The following is a 15,968-nucleotide window of genomic DNA, read 5'->3' as shown; positions in this document are numbered from 1 at the left end:
GAAACTGAAGAATTTTCTATTTTTTCTATAATGTCTGATGATTCCCTTACGGTTGAAAACCAAATTATTGCTGATCAGGTTGAGGTTGATATTCGTAGATTAGTTGAGGAGCTTCCCTTGGATCAAAAAGAAGTCCTGATGATGCGCATGTATCAAGATATGAGTTTTAAGGAAATTTCCGAAACAACTGGGGTGAGTATTAATACAGCCTTGGGTAGAATGAGATATGCGATAATGAATTTGAGAAAAATTATTGATAAACATCAAATAGTTTTGACAAATTGACAATAAATAGATAATTCTTCCGTTGTAATATAAAATAAAATTTATACTTCATATGGAAAAGAATTACTCTAAAGCATTGAAAATTTCTAAAAAAATGAAACCGGATAAAGAAGTGGTATCTTTATTATTAAATTACTCTAAAGCATTAAAAATAGTGAAAATAGAGGATAAGGTTTTTGAAATTATAGTCAATTAATAAGCTTCTTGATAAGAAGATAATTCAAGTTTCGCAATGTTGGCTTGAATAGCAAATTTCACTAATTTCTTTTATGGGATTAGTGAAATTTATTATTTATAGCTAAATTACTTTTTGGTAAATTCACTTAAAACTGATTTTCGACCAATTGTTTTAGTGATAATATCTTTCTCCAAATCCCAGCCTCTAGCAGGTGAATACTCACGTCCGTACCAAATAATCTGAAGGTGTAAATCATTCCATAGTTCTTCCGGAAAAATGCGTTTAGCGTCTTTTTCGGTTTGAACTACATTTTTGCCATTTGTCAAATTCCATCGATACATTAATCTGTGAATGTGCGTATCAACCGGAAATGCTGGTACTCCAAAAGCCTGTGACATCACTACACTTGCTGTTTTATGCCCTACTGCTGGTAGTTCTTCCAGATATTCAAAACTTTGCGGTACTTGCCCATTGTGTTTCTCAATCAAAATTTGTGATAAACCATGAATTCCTTTCGACTTCATAGGTGATAAACCGCAAGGGCGAATGATTTCCTTAATTTCTTCCACCGACATTTTTACCATGTCATATGGATTATCAGCTTTGGCAAAAAGTAATGGTGTGATTTGATTCACACGTACATCTGTGCATTGGGCCGAAAGTAAAACCGCAATCAGCAAAGTATAAGGGTCTTTGTGGTCTAGAGGAATCGGGATAGTAGGGTATAGTTCATTCAACGTATTTATAACAAATGTTATGCGTTCCTGTTTGGTCATTTTTTGAGTTGCTAAGAATCTAAGTTTTAAGACTGTTTTTGAATGTAAAAATAACATTATTTAGTTTTTGAATTGAATTTGAATGTCATTTTTTACAAAACTTAGTACCTTAGCGACTTAGTAACTCAGCAACTCAAAAAAAATGACTACATTAAAAAAAGGTGATAAAGCACCTCAATTTTCAGGAGTAGACCAAGACGGGAAATTACATCAACTGGCTGATTATACGGGTAAAAAGTTAGTGGTTTTCTTTTATCCAAAAGCTTCTACGCCAGGCTGCACGACTGAGGCTTGTGATTTAAGAGATAACTTTGAACGTTTTAAAGCTAATAATTATGAGCTTTTGGGCGTAAGTGCCGATAGTGCAAAAGCACAAACCAAGTTCAGGGATAAATACGAGCTTCCTTTTCCGCTATTAGCAGATGAGGATAAGTCTGTAATCAATGCCTTTGGGGTTTGGGGGCCAAAAAAGTTTATGGGAAGGGAATATGACGGAATTCACAGAACAACCTTCGTAATTGATGAAAACGGGATTATTGACGAAGTAATTTCGGAAGTGAAAACGAAAGCTCACGCTGATCAGATATTGAAATAAGACTGTTTTTTGAAATGCTTCCTTTGATTATTTAAGAATTACTTATAAATATCAAAAGTTGTTGTTTTAACTAAAGTTCTTACGACCGCGTGAGTGATGGGAGTAAGTTACCTTGTAACGCGGACAGCACGACAGCATTAGGGAAAGGGGGCGAATGAGCGATGCTATGAGTTGCCCCCTTTTCCTAATGGTGGCACGCCCAAATGAACTTTAGTAGATTGATGTATATTGATGAAAGATATTTAAAACTCCCTTTTCAAAACAAAAAATCCAAGAAGAACAATTTGTCTTTCTTGGATTTTTAATAAAGTTATGTCTCTTTTCAATAATGAAATCTTAATTGCTCGCTTCCAAAAGTGAATTGGGATGATATCCGAAAAGACGTTTTTCTTTAATGATTTCAGGAACTCCTGGAGGTAACATTTCTTCCCAACCTGGTTTTCCTGCACCGATCATTTTCAATACTTCACGAGAAAACACCTCTAGTATTTCAGGATTGTAACCCTCAATGTCAACCACTTTTCCGTTGAATTTAAAGAATTTGTATAATTCTTTCATTCTAGGATGAACTTTTAAGTTTTTGGAAGTTATGACTTCTCCTTCTTCGCCTAGCATTGGGTACAAAAATACTTTCATGTCGCGATAGAATAATTTTCCAAAGGCTTCAAGAATACCTCCACTCAAATGGCGGTAATATTTCTCGTCAAATATATCCACTAAGTTGTTAACTCCCATTGCAAGCCCCATTCTGGCTTTGGTGTAATTAGAAAAATATTCGACAACTTTATAGTATTCCTGGAAATTGGATATCATTACGGTTTGTCCCAAAGAACAAAGTAATTCGGCACGATCCATAAAGTCTCTTTCGTCAATTTCACCATCGGAACGTAAATTTGACAATGTAATTTCAAAAATCACCAAGGTGTTTTCTTTCTCAACTTTGTTTTCTTCCAAAAACATTTTTAGAGACTCTTTGTACATATCCATATTTACCTTGGTAACCGGACGAAAACTTCCTCTAAAAGCGAGAATGTTTTTCTTGTACAGTATAGCGGCGGGTAATACGTTTATGCCTTCAGGATTGAACATCACCGCATCGGTCATGCCATTTTTTACTAATTGTAAACTCATCAATCGATTGTCTACATCAGCAAAACGGGGGCCTGAGAAATTGATGGTATCAATCTCCAGTTGGTCTTTGTCCAAGTGATCGTATAGGTAGCGAAGTAATTTTTTAGGGTCATTGTATTTATAGAAAGCACCGTATATTAGATTTACTCCCAGTACGCCTAAAGTTTCTTGTTGTAATCTGGAATCGGTTTCCTTGAAACGGATGTGGATGATAATTTCGTTGTAGTCTTCGGTTGGATCCAATTGGTATCGGATTCCAACCCAACCATGGCCTTTAAATTGTTTTGCAAAATCTATGGTGGCAACTGTATTGGCATAACTAAAAAACATTTTGTTAGGATGTTTTGTTCGGCTTAGTCGCTCTTCAATCAGTTCACCTTCAAAAGTAAGCATCTTTTTAAGGCGGCTTTCGGTTACATATCGGCCGTCTTCTTCAATTCCATAAACCGCATCACTAAAGTCTTTATCATACGCAGACATTGCTTTTGCGATTGTTCCTGATGATCCACCTGATCTAAAAAAATGTCTCACTGTTTCTTGACCAGCCCCAATTTCAGCAAAAGTTCCGTATATGTTTTCATTCAAATTGATACGAAGTGCTTTATCCTTTAAGGAAGGAATTTGCTCAATAACTTTGTCTCCTTTTAGTTTTATTTTGGCTTCCATTTTTTTTTGTTTAAATTCGGCGATTATGTTACAAAGTTAACTAATTCGGCTTCTAAAGAAAGAGAATTAATCCTATTTTTGTAAAAAAAAGAAAGACAATTGAAGGTATATTTTTTAGGTACAGGTACGTCTCAAGGAATTCCAATTATAGGGAGTGATCATGAAGTTTGTAAAAGCACTGATTTTAAGGATAAAAGGCTCCGAGTTTCGGCTTGGATCACGTGGGAAGGCCATTCGTACGTTATCGATTGCGGACCCGATTTTAGGCAACAAATGTTGGCGTCCAATTGTAGAAAAATAGACGGGATCTTATTTACTCACGAACATGCCGATCATACGGCTGGTTTGGATGATATTCGCCCCTTTAATTATAAGCAAGGAGAGATTCCAATTTATGCCCATAAACGGGTACTTGCAAATATTGTAAAACGATTTGATTATATATTTGAAACTGAAAATAAATATCCAGGATCTCCCTCAGTAAAATCCATTGAAATATTTAACGATGTTCCTTTTTCAATAGGTAATAAGATGGCAGTCCCAATAACTGTAATGCACGGGAATCTTCAGGTTTTTGGGTTTAGAGTTGATGATTTTGCCTATTTGACGGATGTGAAGACAATTGAAGAAGCAGAAATAGATAAGTTGAGAGGCCTCAAAGTTCTGGTGGTAAATGCTTTGCGGGAGGAACCTCATAATACGCATTTTAATTTGCAGGAAGCTCTCGATTTTATAGCTTTGCTGAAACCCGAAAAAGCATATCTTACACATATCAGTCACATGCTCGGTTTTCATGAAGTCGTTCAAAAAAGACTGCCAGATAATGTTTTCTTGGCTTATGATAATTTAGAAATTACTATTTAATTCTGTTTACTGATGAAAAAATCATTACTCCTTTACGCTTTAATTTTGTCTTTAGTTTTTAATATTTACACCTATATGTATTTAAGTAAAGAGGTGACCTTTGAACAAGATAAGTATAAAAAAACAACCACAAAATTAAAAGATAGTTTGCAATCTGTTACCAATAAACTATCAGATGCGAATTATTTTTCATTGGAAAAAAATGAAAATGCCCAAAATTATTTTGAATCGGCTAAGTCGGATAAAATCAGAAATTTTGAGACCTTAATTCCTTATGTGACGGGACAGTTATTGGATTTGAATGCTAATCCAAAAGGGAATCCTTATACTGGACAAGTACAATTGGGAGCCACTAAGTTTTCGATCAATAAAGTAAAAGTACTGAATCACCGTTGGATAATTGCTGATTACAGCGATGGAGAATATTGGGGTGAAGTATTGTTGAAATATTTTATCAACGACGACGAAAGTGTTTCTTTTGAAGTAAATCAGTCTTTTTTATACCAAAAGTAAAAGACAGTATTCAGAGGTCAGTTTTTTAGTGTTCAGTTAGTCTGATGTCTAAAAAACTGACCTCTGATTTTTAATTTTGAATAAGCCAATTCTTGAAATCATAAAAATTTTGTGGGGCAACTCCGTGACCTACAGGATATTCTTTATAGGTTATTGCAACGCCTAATTTCTCTAAAATTGCAGGTGTTTTTCTAGCCCAATCTACAGGAATTACTTGATCCACTGTTCCGTGGGATGCAAATATTTTAAGTTTGGTTAGGTCGTTTTTTAAGTAATCTTCGGCAACAATTTCTAAATTAAGGTAACCACTCATTGCTACCACTTTATTCACTTTTTCTGGATACGAAAGTGCCACTGAATAACTCAAAATAGAACCCTGACTGAAACCAATTAGGTTAACATCATTGGCATCAATAGGGTAATTGGCAACCAATTCATCAATAAATTTAGCAATTACATCTCTAGAAATTCGGGCTTGGTCGTTATCAGAGAATTTGTTTTGATCGGCGTCAAAATTGATGGCATACCAAGCATAACTTCCGTATTGAATGTCATAAGGCGCACGAGCTGAGATAATGTAATACTCGTCTGGTAATTCTGGTGCAAACGAAAATAAATCGGCTTCGTTGCTGCCATAACCGTGAAGTAATAGTAATAATGGATTTTTGTCGAGAATCACTTTTGGTTCTCGTATTTTATATTCTAAGGATAGATTCATTTTTTATATTTTGGAATTCTGATTTTGGGATTCAGAATTTAATTTACGATATACTTTTAAGCCATTTCTGAAAGAACTCTCCAAGTAAGGGAACTGGTTTTGTTTCACCTTTTATGGCACTGAAAATACCATAAGTCCACAAAACAGAAACGAAAATCCACATAGGAGCAGAAATCATTAGACTGTCAAAATTGCTAATAATTAATCCCAAAGAAATAAAGGTAAGTGTAAGCCCCAGTCCTTGACGAATATGGAAGGAAGCAAATTCATTTTTGTCTTCACCACTATTCATTGACATGGCTATAAATACCCCAATTCCTAAAATATAACTGGTAATTGCCGCTGTTTTTCCAGCTTCGATATTGTTGTTCATGCTATTTTGTTATCCTAAGATTAATTTTCCTTGGTTCAGAATTCCATAAGCTTTCCCTTTTAGAGATGTACCTAGAAATGCTGAATTTTTGGATTTTGAAAGTATGTTTTCTTTTGTGAATACGCTTGTACCTTCTGGGTTGAATAAAGTAATATTGGCGATTTCACCTTCGCTAATGCTGTGGTTTGGAATGCTGAAAATAGCTTTTCCTGCGGTAAATTTTTCAATTATAGTTTCTAATGGAAGTACAGTCATTAAAGCGCCAAAAGCACTTTCTAAACCAATAGTTCCATTTTTGGCCATATCAAACTCCATTTTTTTGTGTTCAATATCAATTGGATTGTGATCGGATGTGATTATATCGATAGTTCCGTCCAGAATTCCATTAATCAATGCTTGTCTGTCCCTTTCGGTTTTTAGCGGTGGAGTCACTTTATATCGGGTATCAAAACCTTCCAGTTTTTCATCGGTTAACACTAAATGGTGGACGGTTACACTAGAAGTAACATTCAGTCCTTTTGCTTTGGCATCTTTAATTAATTGTACTGATTTTGCAGAAGAAACGGTTGGAATATGCATTTTGCCTCCTGTGTATTCCAATAAAAATAGGTTTCGGACAATTTGTAATTCTTCAGCTAAGTCTGGAATGCCTTTCAATCCCAATCGTGTGGAAACAACTCCTTCATTAGCAACTCCGTTTCCTTTTATTTTGTCGTCCTGTGCAAAAGCGATAACCAATCCATCAAAATCCTGCACATATTGCAAGGCTATTTTTAGTAAATTGGCATTGTCCAAACTTTTGGTGTAATCGCCAAAAGCAATTGCCCCAGAATTTTTCATATCATACAATTCGGCCATGTCTTTGCCTTCACTTTCCTTAGTTAATGCTCCAATTGGAAAGAGTTGTGTAGCGAAACCATTGGCTTTGTTTTTTACGAAATTCACTTGAGCTTGATTGTCTATAACAGGGAAGGAGTTTGGTTGTAAAGCGATAGCTGTAAAACCGCTTTTTGCAGCAACATCCAGTCCGTTAGCAATAGTTTCTCTGTCTTCAAATCCAGGCTCACCAAGTGAAACACTACTGTCAAACCATCCTTGTGAAAGGTGAAGATTGTCGAGCTTTAGTTCTTCGGCATTATCAGTATTTGGAAGTGCCGTCCCTATTTTTTTTATAAAACCATCTACAATTAAAAGATCTATAGTCTGATTGTGAAAAGGACTTTTCGGATCGATAATTTTTGCGCTTCGGATGATTACTTTCATGTTGTTTTTATAATTTTTTGAAACCGGATTGTTATTTCACAAATTTGATAATTGCCATTTCCAATGCTAGGAAGAGTAGTGCAAAGATAATAAACCATTTCCAAATTTGATTGTCGCTTCGATTGGTTTGTAGTGTATCAAAAATGGTTGAAATGGAATCACTTGTTTTATAATCGGATAATATACTTTCGTTGACTTGATCCAGATTGCTTTCGGTTCTTGGGTAATTAAAACTGATATTTTCTATTGGTTTTTTAGAATCATATATGGTGTAATTGCCTGCTTTTTCAGGGTAATCATTAAAGAATAATTGCACTTTATTATTCAGCAGTTGTTGTACTGGGATAAATTGTTCTTCGGAATTTTTTACGGTTAGAATTTCATCTTTGGATAAAAGAACAGAGACAATATAGGAGTTGTTGTTTCCAATAGTGTTGGCATTTATGCTATTATTTAGCTTACTCAAAGCCATTTTGTAAAAAACAGGAACTATCAGAGGTGATTGTTGAAAATTGGAATTCGAAGTGTTTAAAGGAGCCGAAAAAACATAAACCGACGAAACGGCTTTTCGTAGTCCGATTAAAAACGGTGATTGATCCTCAAAATTTAAAACCGCTGGGCTTGTGCTGGAAATAACGAAATCTTTCTTGGTTTTTGGATATTGAAAATTATTGATTTTATTTTCAAAAACACCAGCAAATAATGGATGACTGAAGTTGATTTTGGTAATGAGTTTTTCATTTGATTCCAATGATTGAAATTGAGTGGAACCAAACTGATTCAATAACGCATTTAAATTGGGTATTGAAGCCGTTTCCGATGGAATTACAATCAGGTTTCCGCCTTTGTTCACAAACGCTTTTAAAGTAGTTTGCAAGGCTTGTGGAATTTCGTCCAGTTCATTCAAAACAATAGCATCTTGTTTGTCGATACTGTTGTAATCCAAAGTGCTTATCGTGAAAGAATTGTAATTGAATTCGTCATCGGTATAAATTCGGGCTAGGAAATTGTTTTTTTCGGGTGCTCCGATACTGATGACATTCGTCTTTTTGATTTTTGAAATACTAAAAAACAACTTATTGTCGTAGGCCAAATCATTGTCCTCTATGGAAACATAGCCATGAAATGCTTGCTTTGGAATAGTGAAATTTATGGTTTCTTTTTTGTTCTTAAAATTAATGATGGTTTTGGCAATCAGTTTGTTTTGATTGTATAAAGCCACAGGAACAGGTTTGAAATCGGCACTGTAATTTGTGGTATTGATGCTTAATTCGTAAAAATCATCAAGCGTTTGACGAATAAAAACACTGTCGATAGCCACATTATTTTTTTGCTCTGCTTTTGGAACAATGAAATACGGAATATTATCAGTGTCAATATTTTTTAATTGATTTTGATTTAGCCCCACCGCATCCGTGATGATCACAATATCTTTCTTGAAAGCCGATTTATGTGCTTTTATTTTGGCTATAATATTGTCCAATTGAAAAGGAGTTGCGCTGTATTTCAAGTTCTGCAATTCACTTCGAATGGTTTTGATATCGGTATTCCAATAATTGTCGGTATTGGTTAACAGAGAAAAATTAGCATTTTCTGGAGTTTCTTCCAACAGTTCTTGAATGGCACGTTTTAATAATTCTCCTTTTTTTCCTTTGGCCTGCATACTAAAGGAATTATCCAGGACTATATACATTTCATTGCTGACATTTTTACTTTCTTTGGATTCGAAAAAAGGTTGGGCAAAGGCAAGAATAATACAGGTGAGTAAAAGCATTCTACAGGCAAGAAGTAACCATTTTTTGATTTTGGAACTTTTTCGGGTTTGTATCGAAAGTGCTTTTAAGAATCGAACATTGGTAAAGTATTCTTTTTTGAAACGTCTTAATTGAAATAAATGCACCAAAATTGGAACAATCAACAGGAATAGAAAGTATAGAATTTCGGGTTGTTTAAAATGCATTCTAAGTTTTTGTTTGCTTCACAGGATTTTAGGACAATGAAGTTCGTAAGATTTTGTGAGTCAAAAATACAAATTTGTTGACAGTTTCTCATGATGTTGTTATTATTTTTCAAAATAGAAAGGAAATAGGGGAATTCTGAAAGAAAATAAGTATTTTAGCTATTCTGAAACTATAAAATATGAAAAAAGTTTACCTATTTCTTTTATTAATTTCTTCTGTAGCCCCAATATTAGCTCAAAAAAACAAAGTCAATCTTCTTGTAGGTACCTATACCAACCCATGTTATAGCAGAGGTATTTATGTGTATGAATTTGATACTAATAATGCTCAGATAAGATTAAAAAAATCATCAGATAGTATTGTTAATCCTAGTTATTTATCTCTTTCTAAGGATGAAAAATTTATTTATGCAGTAAATGAAAATGGAGCAGAAAGTACAGTAAGTTCTTTTGCATTTGATGCAGTAAGCGGGAAACCTAGCTCAATAAATAAAGTAAGTTCCAAAGGAGCCGATCCTTGTTATCTCATTAATGATGATAAAAATGTGATAGTTGCTAATTATTCTGGTGGAAATATTTCAGTTTTTGGTAAAAATGAGGACGGTAGTTTGACCGAAGCCAAGCAGGTTATTCAGCATTACGGTAAAGGTGTGAATACCTCTAGGCAAGAAAAACCACACGTTCACATGGTTTATTTTTCACCGGATAAAAAATATGTTTTAAGCAATGATTTGGGAACTGATAAAGTGTATGTGTATAATTATAATCCAACCGCAACTTCTGATGTTTTAACCTTAAAAGACAGTGTTTCGGTAAAAGCGGGAAGCGGGCCAAGACATTTGACGTTTAGCAAGAAAGGGAAATATGTTTATCTATTGCAAGAATTAGATGGTTCATTGACCACTTTTAGTTATTCAGACGGTAAGCTAACACAAATCAACGAAACTACCATTTTGGCGAATGATTATAAAGGAACTTTTAGCTCAGCTGATATTCATGTTTCTCCAAATGGGAAGTTTTTATATGCTTCGAACCGAGGAGACGCCAATACAATTACGATTTTTAAAATTTCTGGAAAAGGAAAAAAACTACAGTTAAAAGGTCAAGTTAGTACTTTAGGTAAAGGTCCAAGAAATTTTGCAATTGATCCAACTGGCAAGTTTCTTTTGGTAGCACATCAGTATACTAATGATATTGTGATTTTTAAGATAAATAAAAGAAAAGGAACACTGACCGACACAAAGAAAAGATTTGATTTGTGTTCTCCTGTTTGTTTGGTGTTTGCAAAGTAAAAAAAGAGTAGATATTCAGTTACTGAGATTTTTTATAAAAAACAAATAGCCCTTGGTGCAACCTAGGGCTATTTGTTTTTAAAAACCGAAAACTTATTTCTTGTCTTTTCTTTTTTTATCTCTAGTTTTCAACATGTTTCTATTTACGGAACCATGTGTTTTCTTCTTGGTTACACCAGGTCCACCTAAATTGACTTTTTTATTTTTTTTACTTTTTTCGTGGAACGCACCATCACCATCCAATTTTTGTTTTTTCATCAAAAACTTAATTGGCTGTCTATCTTTTTCAGGGCCTATTAGTTTCTCTGAAATTTCAACTTCTTCAGGAAAAGTTTCATAATTCAATTCCATATCCATCAAAATTTCAATGGCAATTTTTGATTCTTCTTCTCGGGGAGTTACAAAACTAAGGGCTGTACCTGTTGCATCTGCGCGACCTGTTCTACCAATACGGTGCATGTATAATTCTGGTAATTCTGGCATTTCGAAGTTGATTACATGGGTAATATTCGAAATGTCCAAACCTCTCGCCATAATGTCGGTAGTAATCAATCCACGAAGATTTCCTTCTTGAAATTCAGCCATCGTACTCAAACGGTAATTTTGAGATTTATTGGAGTGGATTACACCAAACTGACCTTCAAAATCTTCTTCTATACGTTCGTGAACCATATCGGAAATCTTTTTGTTATTTACAAAAACCAATACGCGACTCATATCTTCATTGGTTTCCAATAAGTGTTTCAAAAGATTGATTTTAGTATTGAAATTAGGTACTTGATACGTAAATTGTGTTATGTTTTCCAAAGGCGTTCCTGATGCTGCAAGCGTAACTTCTTCCGGGTAGTCAAAATAGTCATTCAAAACCGTATCTACATCCTCAGTCATTGTTGCCGAAAATAGAATGTTTTGACGCTTTTTAGGCATCATCGCCAAAATGGCTGTCAACTGGGTACGGAATCCTAAATTCAACATTTCGTCAAACTCGTCTATTACCAGTTTTTGCATTTCCTCAAAGCGGATCACATTATCCAATGTTAAATCCATAACTCTTCCAGGTGTTCCCACAAGTATATCGCATCCTTGATAAACCAAGGTTTTTTGAGTATTGATATTTACACCACCAAAAATCCCTATTGTTCGAACCGACATGTATTTGGTCAATTTTTCAACTTCTTCCACAACCTGAACAACTAGTTCTCGGGTTGGAACAAGAATTACTATTTTTGGAGTATGACCAGGAGTAAATTTGTATAATTTTAATAAAGGCAATAAATAGGCAAATGTTTTACCAGTACCTGTTTGTGCAATTCCCATCATATCACGTCCAGACATTATCACAGAAAAAGTTTTTTCCTGAATAGGAGTTGGGGATGTAAAACCTAAATCGGTTATCGCTTTTTGTACTGATTTAGGGAGATTGAATTGTTCGAAAGTGCTCATTATTGTTTTAATTTTGTGCAAAGATAGGTTTTTTGAAACTAAGGAAAGAAAGGTCATGCTAACTTTGGCTTTATTTGGCAATTGATTGATTCATAATATCTTTATGGTTTATATTAATTGAATCGTTAAAAGTATATTATGAAGCAGTTGAAATATAAAAAACGAAATCTCTATACACTATTTTTTACATAGTATATAGAGGTCTTTTTATGTTCTTAAATTATATTTGATACTATTTTAGGCACTAATAGTTACATTAAGTTCTTTTGGTTTTATGCTATAATTCTTTTTTGCAAATAAACGTTTTACCCTAAGTAATAATTCATTTGGATTAAAAGGCTTAGATACAAAATCATCAGCTCCCAAATTAAAAGCTTCAATCACTGTTCCTTCTTCTTCTCCCAATGATGAAACCACAATGACTGGAATGTTTTCAAAGGTTTCTTTGGAATATCCTATTATTTCAAGCCCGGAACGGAAAGGAAGCATAATATCAGTAATAATCAAGTCAGGTAGAAGTACAGGGATTTTTTCTATAGCGCTCAAACCATCTTTACACGATGTTACTTGGTATCCTTCTTTTTTAAGAATGAACTCAAGGATTTTTACCATTAATACATCATCCTCTGCAATTAATATTTTTAAATCTGAATTGTTCATGTTTTTATCTTTTAATCATTTCCTTATGAGTTTACAGATTTTAAAAAATCTATAAAATGTAAAATAAATCTGTTGAAATGAATTTGCTCTATAATTACAACAACTATGCCAAATATTTATTTACCGTTTTTAAACGTCTTAAAGTTTTGATAAAGAATCTTAAATTGTCTCCAATTTTATATGTCTAGTAATGATTAAGTTAGGATGAGTGAGTCGTTAAATGGTTGAAGAAGCATCAATGAAAATAACTAAGTGTATGTAAAATAAGAAGAATTGTAAAGTGTTAATTTAGTGCAGAAACATTTTGCTTTTTGCCAATATTTGGGTTGCACTAATTTTGTTGTTTGCAGTTGCTTGCGTGAGTGATGGTAGTGGAGCTCTTTTTCTTTATTAATTGCCAAGGGTTTAAACCCTTGGCAATTAATAAAGAAAAAAAGCGGGAACGTACAGCGCGACCCGAAGTCTCGTCTTTTGGGACGAGACGAAGGGGCACGCCCATACTAATTTTAATGAACTGTCGAACTAAATTGCTATCGATTTTTTAAAATTGATATTGGAACATCAAAGCAATTTCGGTTTCTATTTGTTTCAAGCCGGGAGCGTATTCCTGATTGTTCACAGATAATTGTAAACCAGTTACATAATGCTCACCAAACAATCGATAGTAACCACCTCCAATTCTAAAAGAATCAAGAGATAAACGTTCTTCTATTTGCCCAATTGTAGTTCGTTCATCTGGGGAAGTTCCGTAACCTGCTATTAATGTCAGGTAATCAAATCGGGTATTAAAATAATAACGACTCGTGAGCGTAAAAGCGGAATAAATCGTTCTGTTGTCAAATTGAAAATAGGATCTTAGATTGAACCAATACGAGCCCAAATATTTTCCAATTCCAACTACTGCAGTGGCAAAATCGGTGTTTTCGGTATCAATGTATCGAACACCCAAATCACCTTCCCATCCTTTGTTGAAATTATGGAAAAAGGAATATCCAAGCCTTAATTTAGGAAATACTGGGTCAGAGCTGTAACCTGCTCCAATATACGAGTAGCTTTTTTTGCCAGTGAAAAGATAACTTTCGGCTTCATATTGAATACCATTGATTACGCTTTGTCCATCTGCGTATCGATTGGAATAATTGACTCTGGCAATGGCCGATCCCCAATCCCGTTGCCTAATGTATTGCAAGCTTCCAAAATGCCAAGGTCCATAACCCGAACGGTCAAAGGTGGTGAAGTTATAATTGACTCCAATTCGGTCTGATTTATTTCGAGTGTCCTCAATAAAATAATGTAGTTTAAAATCAGAATCCTTTGGGTACATTGCTTGCATTTCTTTTAGATAAGCTTCGCTCTTTTCTTTTTCTCCCTGCAATTCATAAATGGCGAGTTTTTTGTATCGAAAATCTTTTTTCCCAGGGTGTGCCTCAATGGCTTTATTGACAACAATCTCGGCATCTGCATAGTCTTTATCTTCGATATCCATATTGATAAGATAGGTGAAAGCGTCTTCATAAATAGGGTTTTTATCGATGACGTAATTGTAATAGTATCGGGCACTGTCTTTCACATTTGTTAACTGATAAATTCTGCCCGTCAATAAATAAAAATCCAGATAGTCTGGAGCTAATTTCATTCCCAAGAGGGTTTTCTTTAATGCCGATTGATAGTTTTTGTCTTTGTTAACTTCTTTTATTGCAACATTCAAAAGACTGTCAACATCTTTTTTTTGGGACCAAACGACATTATTCTTCGCCATTCCCAATACAAGAAAAAGAATAAAGAGGATTTTGGTATAGTTTTTATGTTTCATATATGTAAAAGTTAGTTGTTATTGGTCATATATGTTATCGTTTTTATATAGGTGTTTGCTTGTGCAAATTTTTTGTTAATGGAAATTTCATGCTTTTTTTGAAATTTTAAGTCATGTAATCTGATCTTGTTTTGGGGAGGTATTAAATCCTTGTCGTTGCATGTTTCCCCAACTTTGTTCTTTTTGTCTAAAAAAATGATAATATCCTTTTAATGAAGCATACACATTTACAGGGTGGTAGCAAAATGGTTCAATCATTGCCATCAGAACAAGTATTATTATTTCCTTTGTATTGGCATAATTTTTATAAATTACATCGTCCAATAGAATCGATATAAACGTTATGATAAGATAAAATAAATATACCATCAGCGATAGGTAGAGGAAATTAATATAATTTACATCAAAAATAAATAAGCCAAGAGTCAATACAATTATACCGGTTAATTCCAGAATTGGAATCAAAAACTCAAAGAAAAAGAAATAGGGAAAAATAACAAATCCGGTTTTTCCATATTTTGGATTAAAAAAAATGTTCTTATGTAAATATAAAGTTTGAATCAATCCTCTTGCCCAGCGCACACGTTGACGAATCAAGACTTCCCTTGTAGCGGGAACTTCTGTCCAACATAAAGATTCTGGAATATATTGAATTGAGAAAGGTAATTTATTATCATACATGTACTTTCTCATTCGAGTAATAAGTTCCATATCTTCCCCTAATGACTTATGCCAATATCCGCCAGCCGCAACAGCAATTTCTTTGTCAAACATACCTAATCCTCCTGAAACCAATAACAAGCCATTGATTTGACTCCATGCCATTCTGCCAAAAAGGAAAGCGCGAACATATTCTAGTTCCTGAAACCTTGGATACCATCCTTTTGGGAAATAAATTTTGACCAAGAAGCCATCTTTTACTTCGCAAGAATTAGAAATTCGGATGCCCGCTCCTGTTGCAATCACTCTTTTTTTTCCTTCAATAAAAGGTTTGGCCAATTTTATGATAGTGTCATTTTTTAAAATACAATCCACATCGGTGCATAGAAACAGTGGATATTTAGTAGAGTTTATACCAGCATTGGCAGCATCCGCTTTGCTTTTGGCATTTTCTTTGTCAACGACCAATAGTTTTGAATAAAGTGGATTGGTGGATTTATAATGGCCTCTGATGCGACTTGTTTTAATTTTTTCCTGATAATAGAAATCAACTTTAACTAATTCAAATTCATCAATTAATTTTTTAAGAGTATCATCCGTACTACCATCATTTACCAATACTACTTCGTATTTTGGATATGTAAGGGAAAGTAATGATTTAACATTATTGACAACAGTTGCTCCTTCATTAAATGCTGGGGCTACGACAGAAACACCAGGTGTGTAATTGGATTTGATGATAACATTATTTGGAATTAAATATTTGGTGTTCAGGTGT

The 15,968-nt window shown here is 34.1% G+C and carries 16 protein-coding genes; 6 read left to right on the top strand and 10 right to left on the bottom strand.

Going from position 1 to position 15,968, the window contains the following annotated elements; all coding sequences use genetic code 11:
• On the top strand, nucleotides 1-285 hold a 285-nt coding region (locus VFS71_RS00655; RefSeq protein ID WP_326398742.1), incomplete at its 5' end, for a sigma factor-like helix-turn-helix DNA-binding protein.
• Between the two features lie 52 nt (nucleotides 286-337).
• Nucleotides 338-481, top strand: coding sequence for a hypothetical protein (locus tag VFS71_RS00650; RefSeq protein ID WP_326398741.1), 144 nt, complete (start codon nucleotides 338-340; stop codon nucleotides 479-481).
• A gap of 107 nt (nucleotides 482-588) precedes the next feature.
• Here VFS71_RS00650 and VFS71_RS00645 read toward each other — a convergent pair whose 3' ends face one another.
• Nucleotides 589-1,239: an endonuclease III gene (locus VFS71_RS00645; RefSeq protein WP_326398740.1), complete on the bottom strand. Its 651-nt coding sequence runs from the start codon at nucleotides 1,237-1,239 to the stop codon at nucleotides 589-591.
• A gap of 142 nt (nucleotides 1,240-1,381) precedes the next feature.
• On the opposite strand from VFS71_RS00645, the gene bcp reads away from it, so the two are divergent.
• A complete protein-coding gene (gene bcp / locus VFS71_RS00640) occupies nucleotides 1,382-1,834 on the top strand; it encodes a thioredoxin-dependent thiol peroxidase (protein ID WP_326398739.1) in 453 nt (150 codons plus the stop codon).
• A 336-nt stretch (nucleotides 1,835-2,170) separates the two neighbouring features.
• On the opposite strand, the gene VFS71_RS00635 is transcribed toward bcp, so the two are convergent.
• Nucleotides 2,171-3,631 (bottom strand): TonB-dependent receptor, encoded by a 1,461-nt coding sequence (locus tag VFS71_RS00635; protein WP_326398738.1) that lies wholly within the window; start codon nucleotides 3,629-3,631, stop codon nucleotides 2,171-2,173.
• 99 nt (nucleotides 3,632-3,730) lie between these two features.
• Here VFS71_RS00635 and VFS71_RS00630 point away from each other — a divergent pair, with 99 nt between their 5' ends.
• Nucleotides 3,731-4,495: an MBL fold metallo-hydrolase gene (locus VFS71_RS00630; RefSeq protein WP_326398737.1), complete on the top strand. Its 765-nt coding sequence runs from the start codon at nucleotides 3,731-3,733 to the stop codon at nucleotides 4,493-4,495.
• Between the two features lie 12 nt (nucleotides 4,496-4,507).
• Nucleotides 4,508-5,008, top strand: a complete 501-nt coding sequence (locus VFS71_RS00625; protein WP_326398736.1) for a hypothetical protein — start codon at nucleotides 4,508-4,510, stop codon at nucleotides 5,006-5,008.
• Nucleotides 5,009-5,078: 70 nt separating this feature from the next.
• Here the strand turns inward: VFS71_RS00625 and VFS71_RS00620 are convergent, their stop codons facing one another.
• From VFS71_RS00620 to VFS71_RS00605, 4 genes are read right to left on the bottom strand one after another with little or no spacing between them, the layout of a single operon-like run.
• A complete protein-coding gene (locus tag VFS71_RS00620; RefSeq protein ID WP_326398735.1) occupies nucleotides 5,079-5,726 on the bottom strand; it encodes an alpha/beta hydrolase in 648 nt (215 codons plus the stop codon).
• 43 nt (nucleotides 5,727-5,769) lie between these two features.
• Entirely contained in the window at nucleotides 5,770-6,099 is a 330-nt protein-coding gene (locus tag VFS71_RS00615) for a hypothetical protein (RefSeq protein ID WP_116795682.1), read from the bottom strand.
• A 9-nt stretch (nucleotides 6,100-6,108) separates the two neighbouring features.
• Complete coding sequence (locus VFS71_RS00610; protein WP_326398734.1) at nucleotides 6,109-7,362, bottom strand: dihydroorotase; 1,254 nt, start codon at nucleotides 7,360-7,362, stop codon at nucleotides 6,109-6,111.
• Nucleotides 7,363-7,393: 31 nt separating this feature from the next.
• The gene (locus VFS71_RS00605) at nucleotides 7,394-9,322 is read right to left on the bottom strand and encodes a BatA and WFA domain-containing protein (protein ID WP_326398733.1); all 1,929 of its coding nucleotides are present in this window, start codon (nucleotides 9,320-9,322) and stop codon (nucleotides 7,394-7,396) included.
• Between the two features lie 179 nt (nucleotides 9,323-9,501).
• Between VFS71_RS00605 and VFS71_RS00600 the strand changes: the two genes are divergently transcribed.
• Complete coding sequence (locus tag VFS71_RS00600) at nucleotides 9,502-10,614, top strand: lactonase family protein (protein ID WP_326398731.1); 1,113 nt, start codon at nucleotides 9,502-9,504, stop codon at nucleotides 10,612-10,614.
• Nucleotides 10,615-10,707: 93 nt separating this feature from the next.
• On the opposite strand, the gene VFS71_RS00595 is transcribed toward VFS71_RS00600, so the two are convergent.
• From VFS71_RS00595 to VFS71_RS00580, 4 genes are all read right to left on the bottom strand, one after another.
• Nucleotides 10,708-12,057, bottom strand: coding sequence for a DEAD/DEAH box helicase (locus tag VFS71_RS00595; RefSeq protein ID WP_326398729.1), 1,350 nt, complete (start codon nucleotides 12,055-12,057; stop codon nucleotides 10,708-10,710).
• Nucleotides 12,058-12,294: 237 nt separating this feature from the next.
• Entirely contained in the window at nucleotides 12,295-12,717 is a 423-nt protein-coding gene (locus tag VFS71_RS00590; protein WP_326398728.1) for a response regulator, read from the bottom strand.
• A gap of 541 nt (nucleotides 12,718-13,258) precedes the next feature.
• Nucleotides 13,259-14,530 carry a YaiO family outer membrane beta-barrel protein gene (locus VFS71_RS00585; RefSeq protein WP_326398727.1) on the bottom strand — a complete coding sequence of 424 codons (1,272 nt, stop codon included), beginning with the start codon at nucleotides 14,528-14,530 and terminating at the stop codon, nucleotides 13,259-13,261.
• A 111-nt stretch (nucleotides 14,531-14,641) separates the two neighbouring features.
• Nucleotides 14,642-15,968, bottom strand: a 1,327-nt coding sequence (locus VFS71_RS00580; protein ID WP_326398726.1) for a glycosyltransferase, incomplete at its 5' end; no start/stop codon positions are given.

Origin of the sequence: Flavobacterium sp. (assembly GCF_035760125.1) — a bacterium.
Taxonomy (GTDB): Bacteria; Bacteroidota; Bacteroidia; order Flavobacteriales; family Flavobacteriaceae; genus Flavobacterium.
The sequence above is the reverse complement of the archived record's forward strand: the minus strand, read 5'-3'. Positions and strand labels throughout refer to the sequence as shown.

What these genes read in the sequence shown, in the direction of transcription:
- VFS71_RS00585 (WP_326398727.1), bottom strand. Translation starts at nt 14,530, where the DNA reads ATGAAACATAAAAACTATACCAAAATCCTCTTTATTCTTTTTCTTGTA.
- VFS71_RS00620 (WP_326398735.1), bottom strand. Translation starts at nt 5,726, where the DNA reads ATGAATCTATCCTTAGAATATAAAATACGAGAACCAAAAGTGATTCTC.
- VFS71_RS00590 (WP_326398728.1), bottom strand. Translation starts at nt 12,717, where the DNA reads ATGAACAATTCAGATTTAAAAATATTAATTGCAGAGGATGATGTATTA.
- VFS71_RS00615 (WP_116795682.1), bottom strand. Translation starts at nt 6,099, where the DNA reads ATGAACAACAATATCGAAGCTGGAAAAACAGCGGCAATTACCAGTTAT.
- bcp (WP_326398739.1), top strand. Translation starts at nt 1,382, where the DNA reads ATGACTACATTAAAAAAAGGTGATAAAGCACCTCAATTTTCAGGAGTA.
- VFS71_RS00650 (WP_326398741.1), top strand. Translation starts at nt 338, where the DNA reads ATGGAAAAGAATTACTCTAAAGCATTGAAAATTTCTAAAAAAATGAAA.
- VFS71_RS00605 (WP_326398733.1), bottom strand. Translation starts at nt 9,322, where the DNA reads ATGCATTTTAAACAACCCGAAATTCTATACTTTCTATTCCTGTTGATT.
- VFS71_RS00610 (WP_326398734.1), bottom strand. Translation starts at nt 7,362, where the DNA reads ATGAAAGTAATCATCCGAAGCGCAAAAATTATCGATCCGAAAAGTCCT.
- VFS71_RS00625 (WP_326398736.1), top strand. Translation starts at nt 4,508, where the DNA reads ATGAAAAAATCATTACTCCTTTACGCTTTAATTTTGTCTTTAGTTTTT.
- VFS71_RS00645 (WP_326398740.1), bottom strand. Translation starts at nt 1,239, where the DNA reads ATGACCAAACAGGAACGCATAACATTTGTTATAAATACGTTGAATGAA.
- VFS71_RS00595 (WP_326398729.1), bottom strand. Translation starts at nt 12,057, where the DNA reads ATGAGCACTTTCGAACAATTCAATCTCCCTAAATCAGTACAAAAAGCG.
- VFS71_RS00600 (WP_326398731.1), top strand. Translation starts at nt 9,502, where the DNA reads ATGAAAAAAGTTTACCTATTTCTTTTATTAATTTCTTCTGTAGCCCCA.
- VFS71_RS00635 (WP_326398738.1), bottom strand. Translation starts at nt 3,631, where the DNA reads ATGGAAGCCAAAATAAAACTAAAAGGAGACAAAGTTATTGAGCAAATT.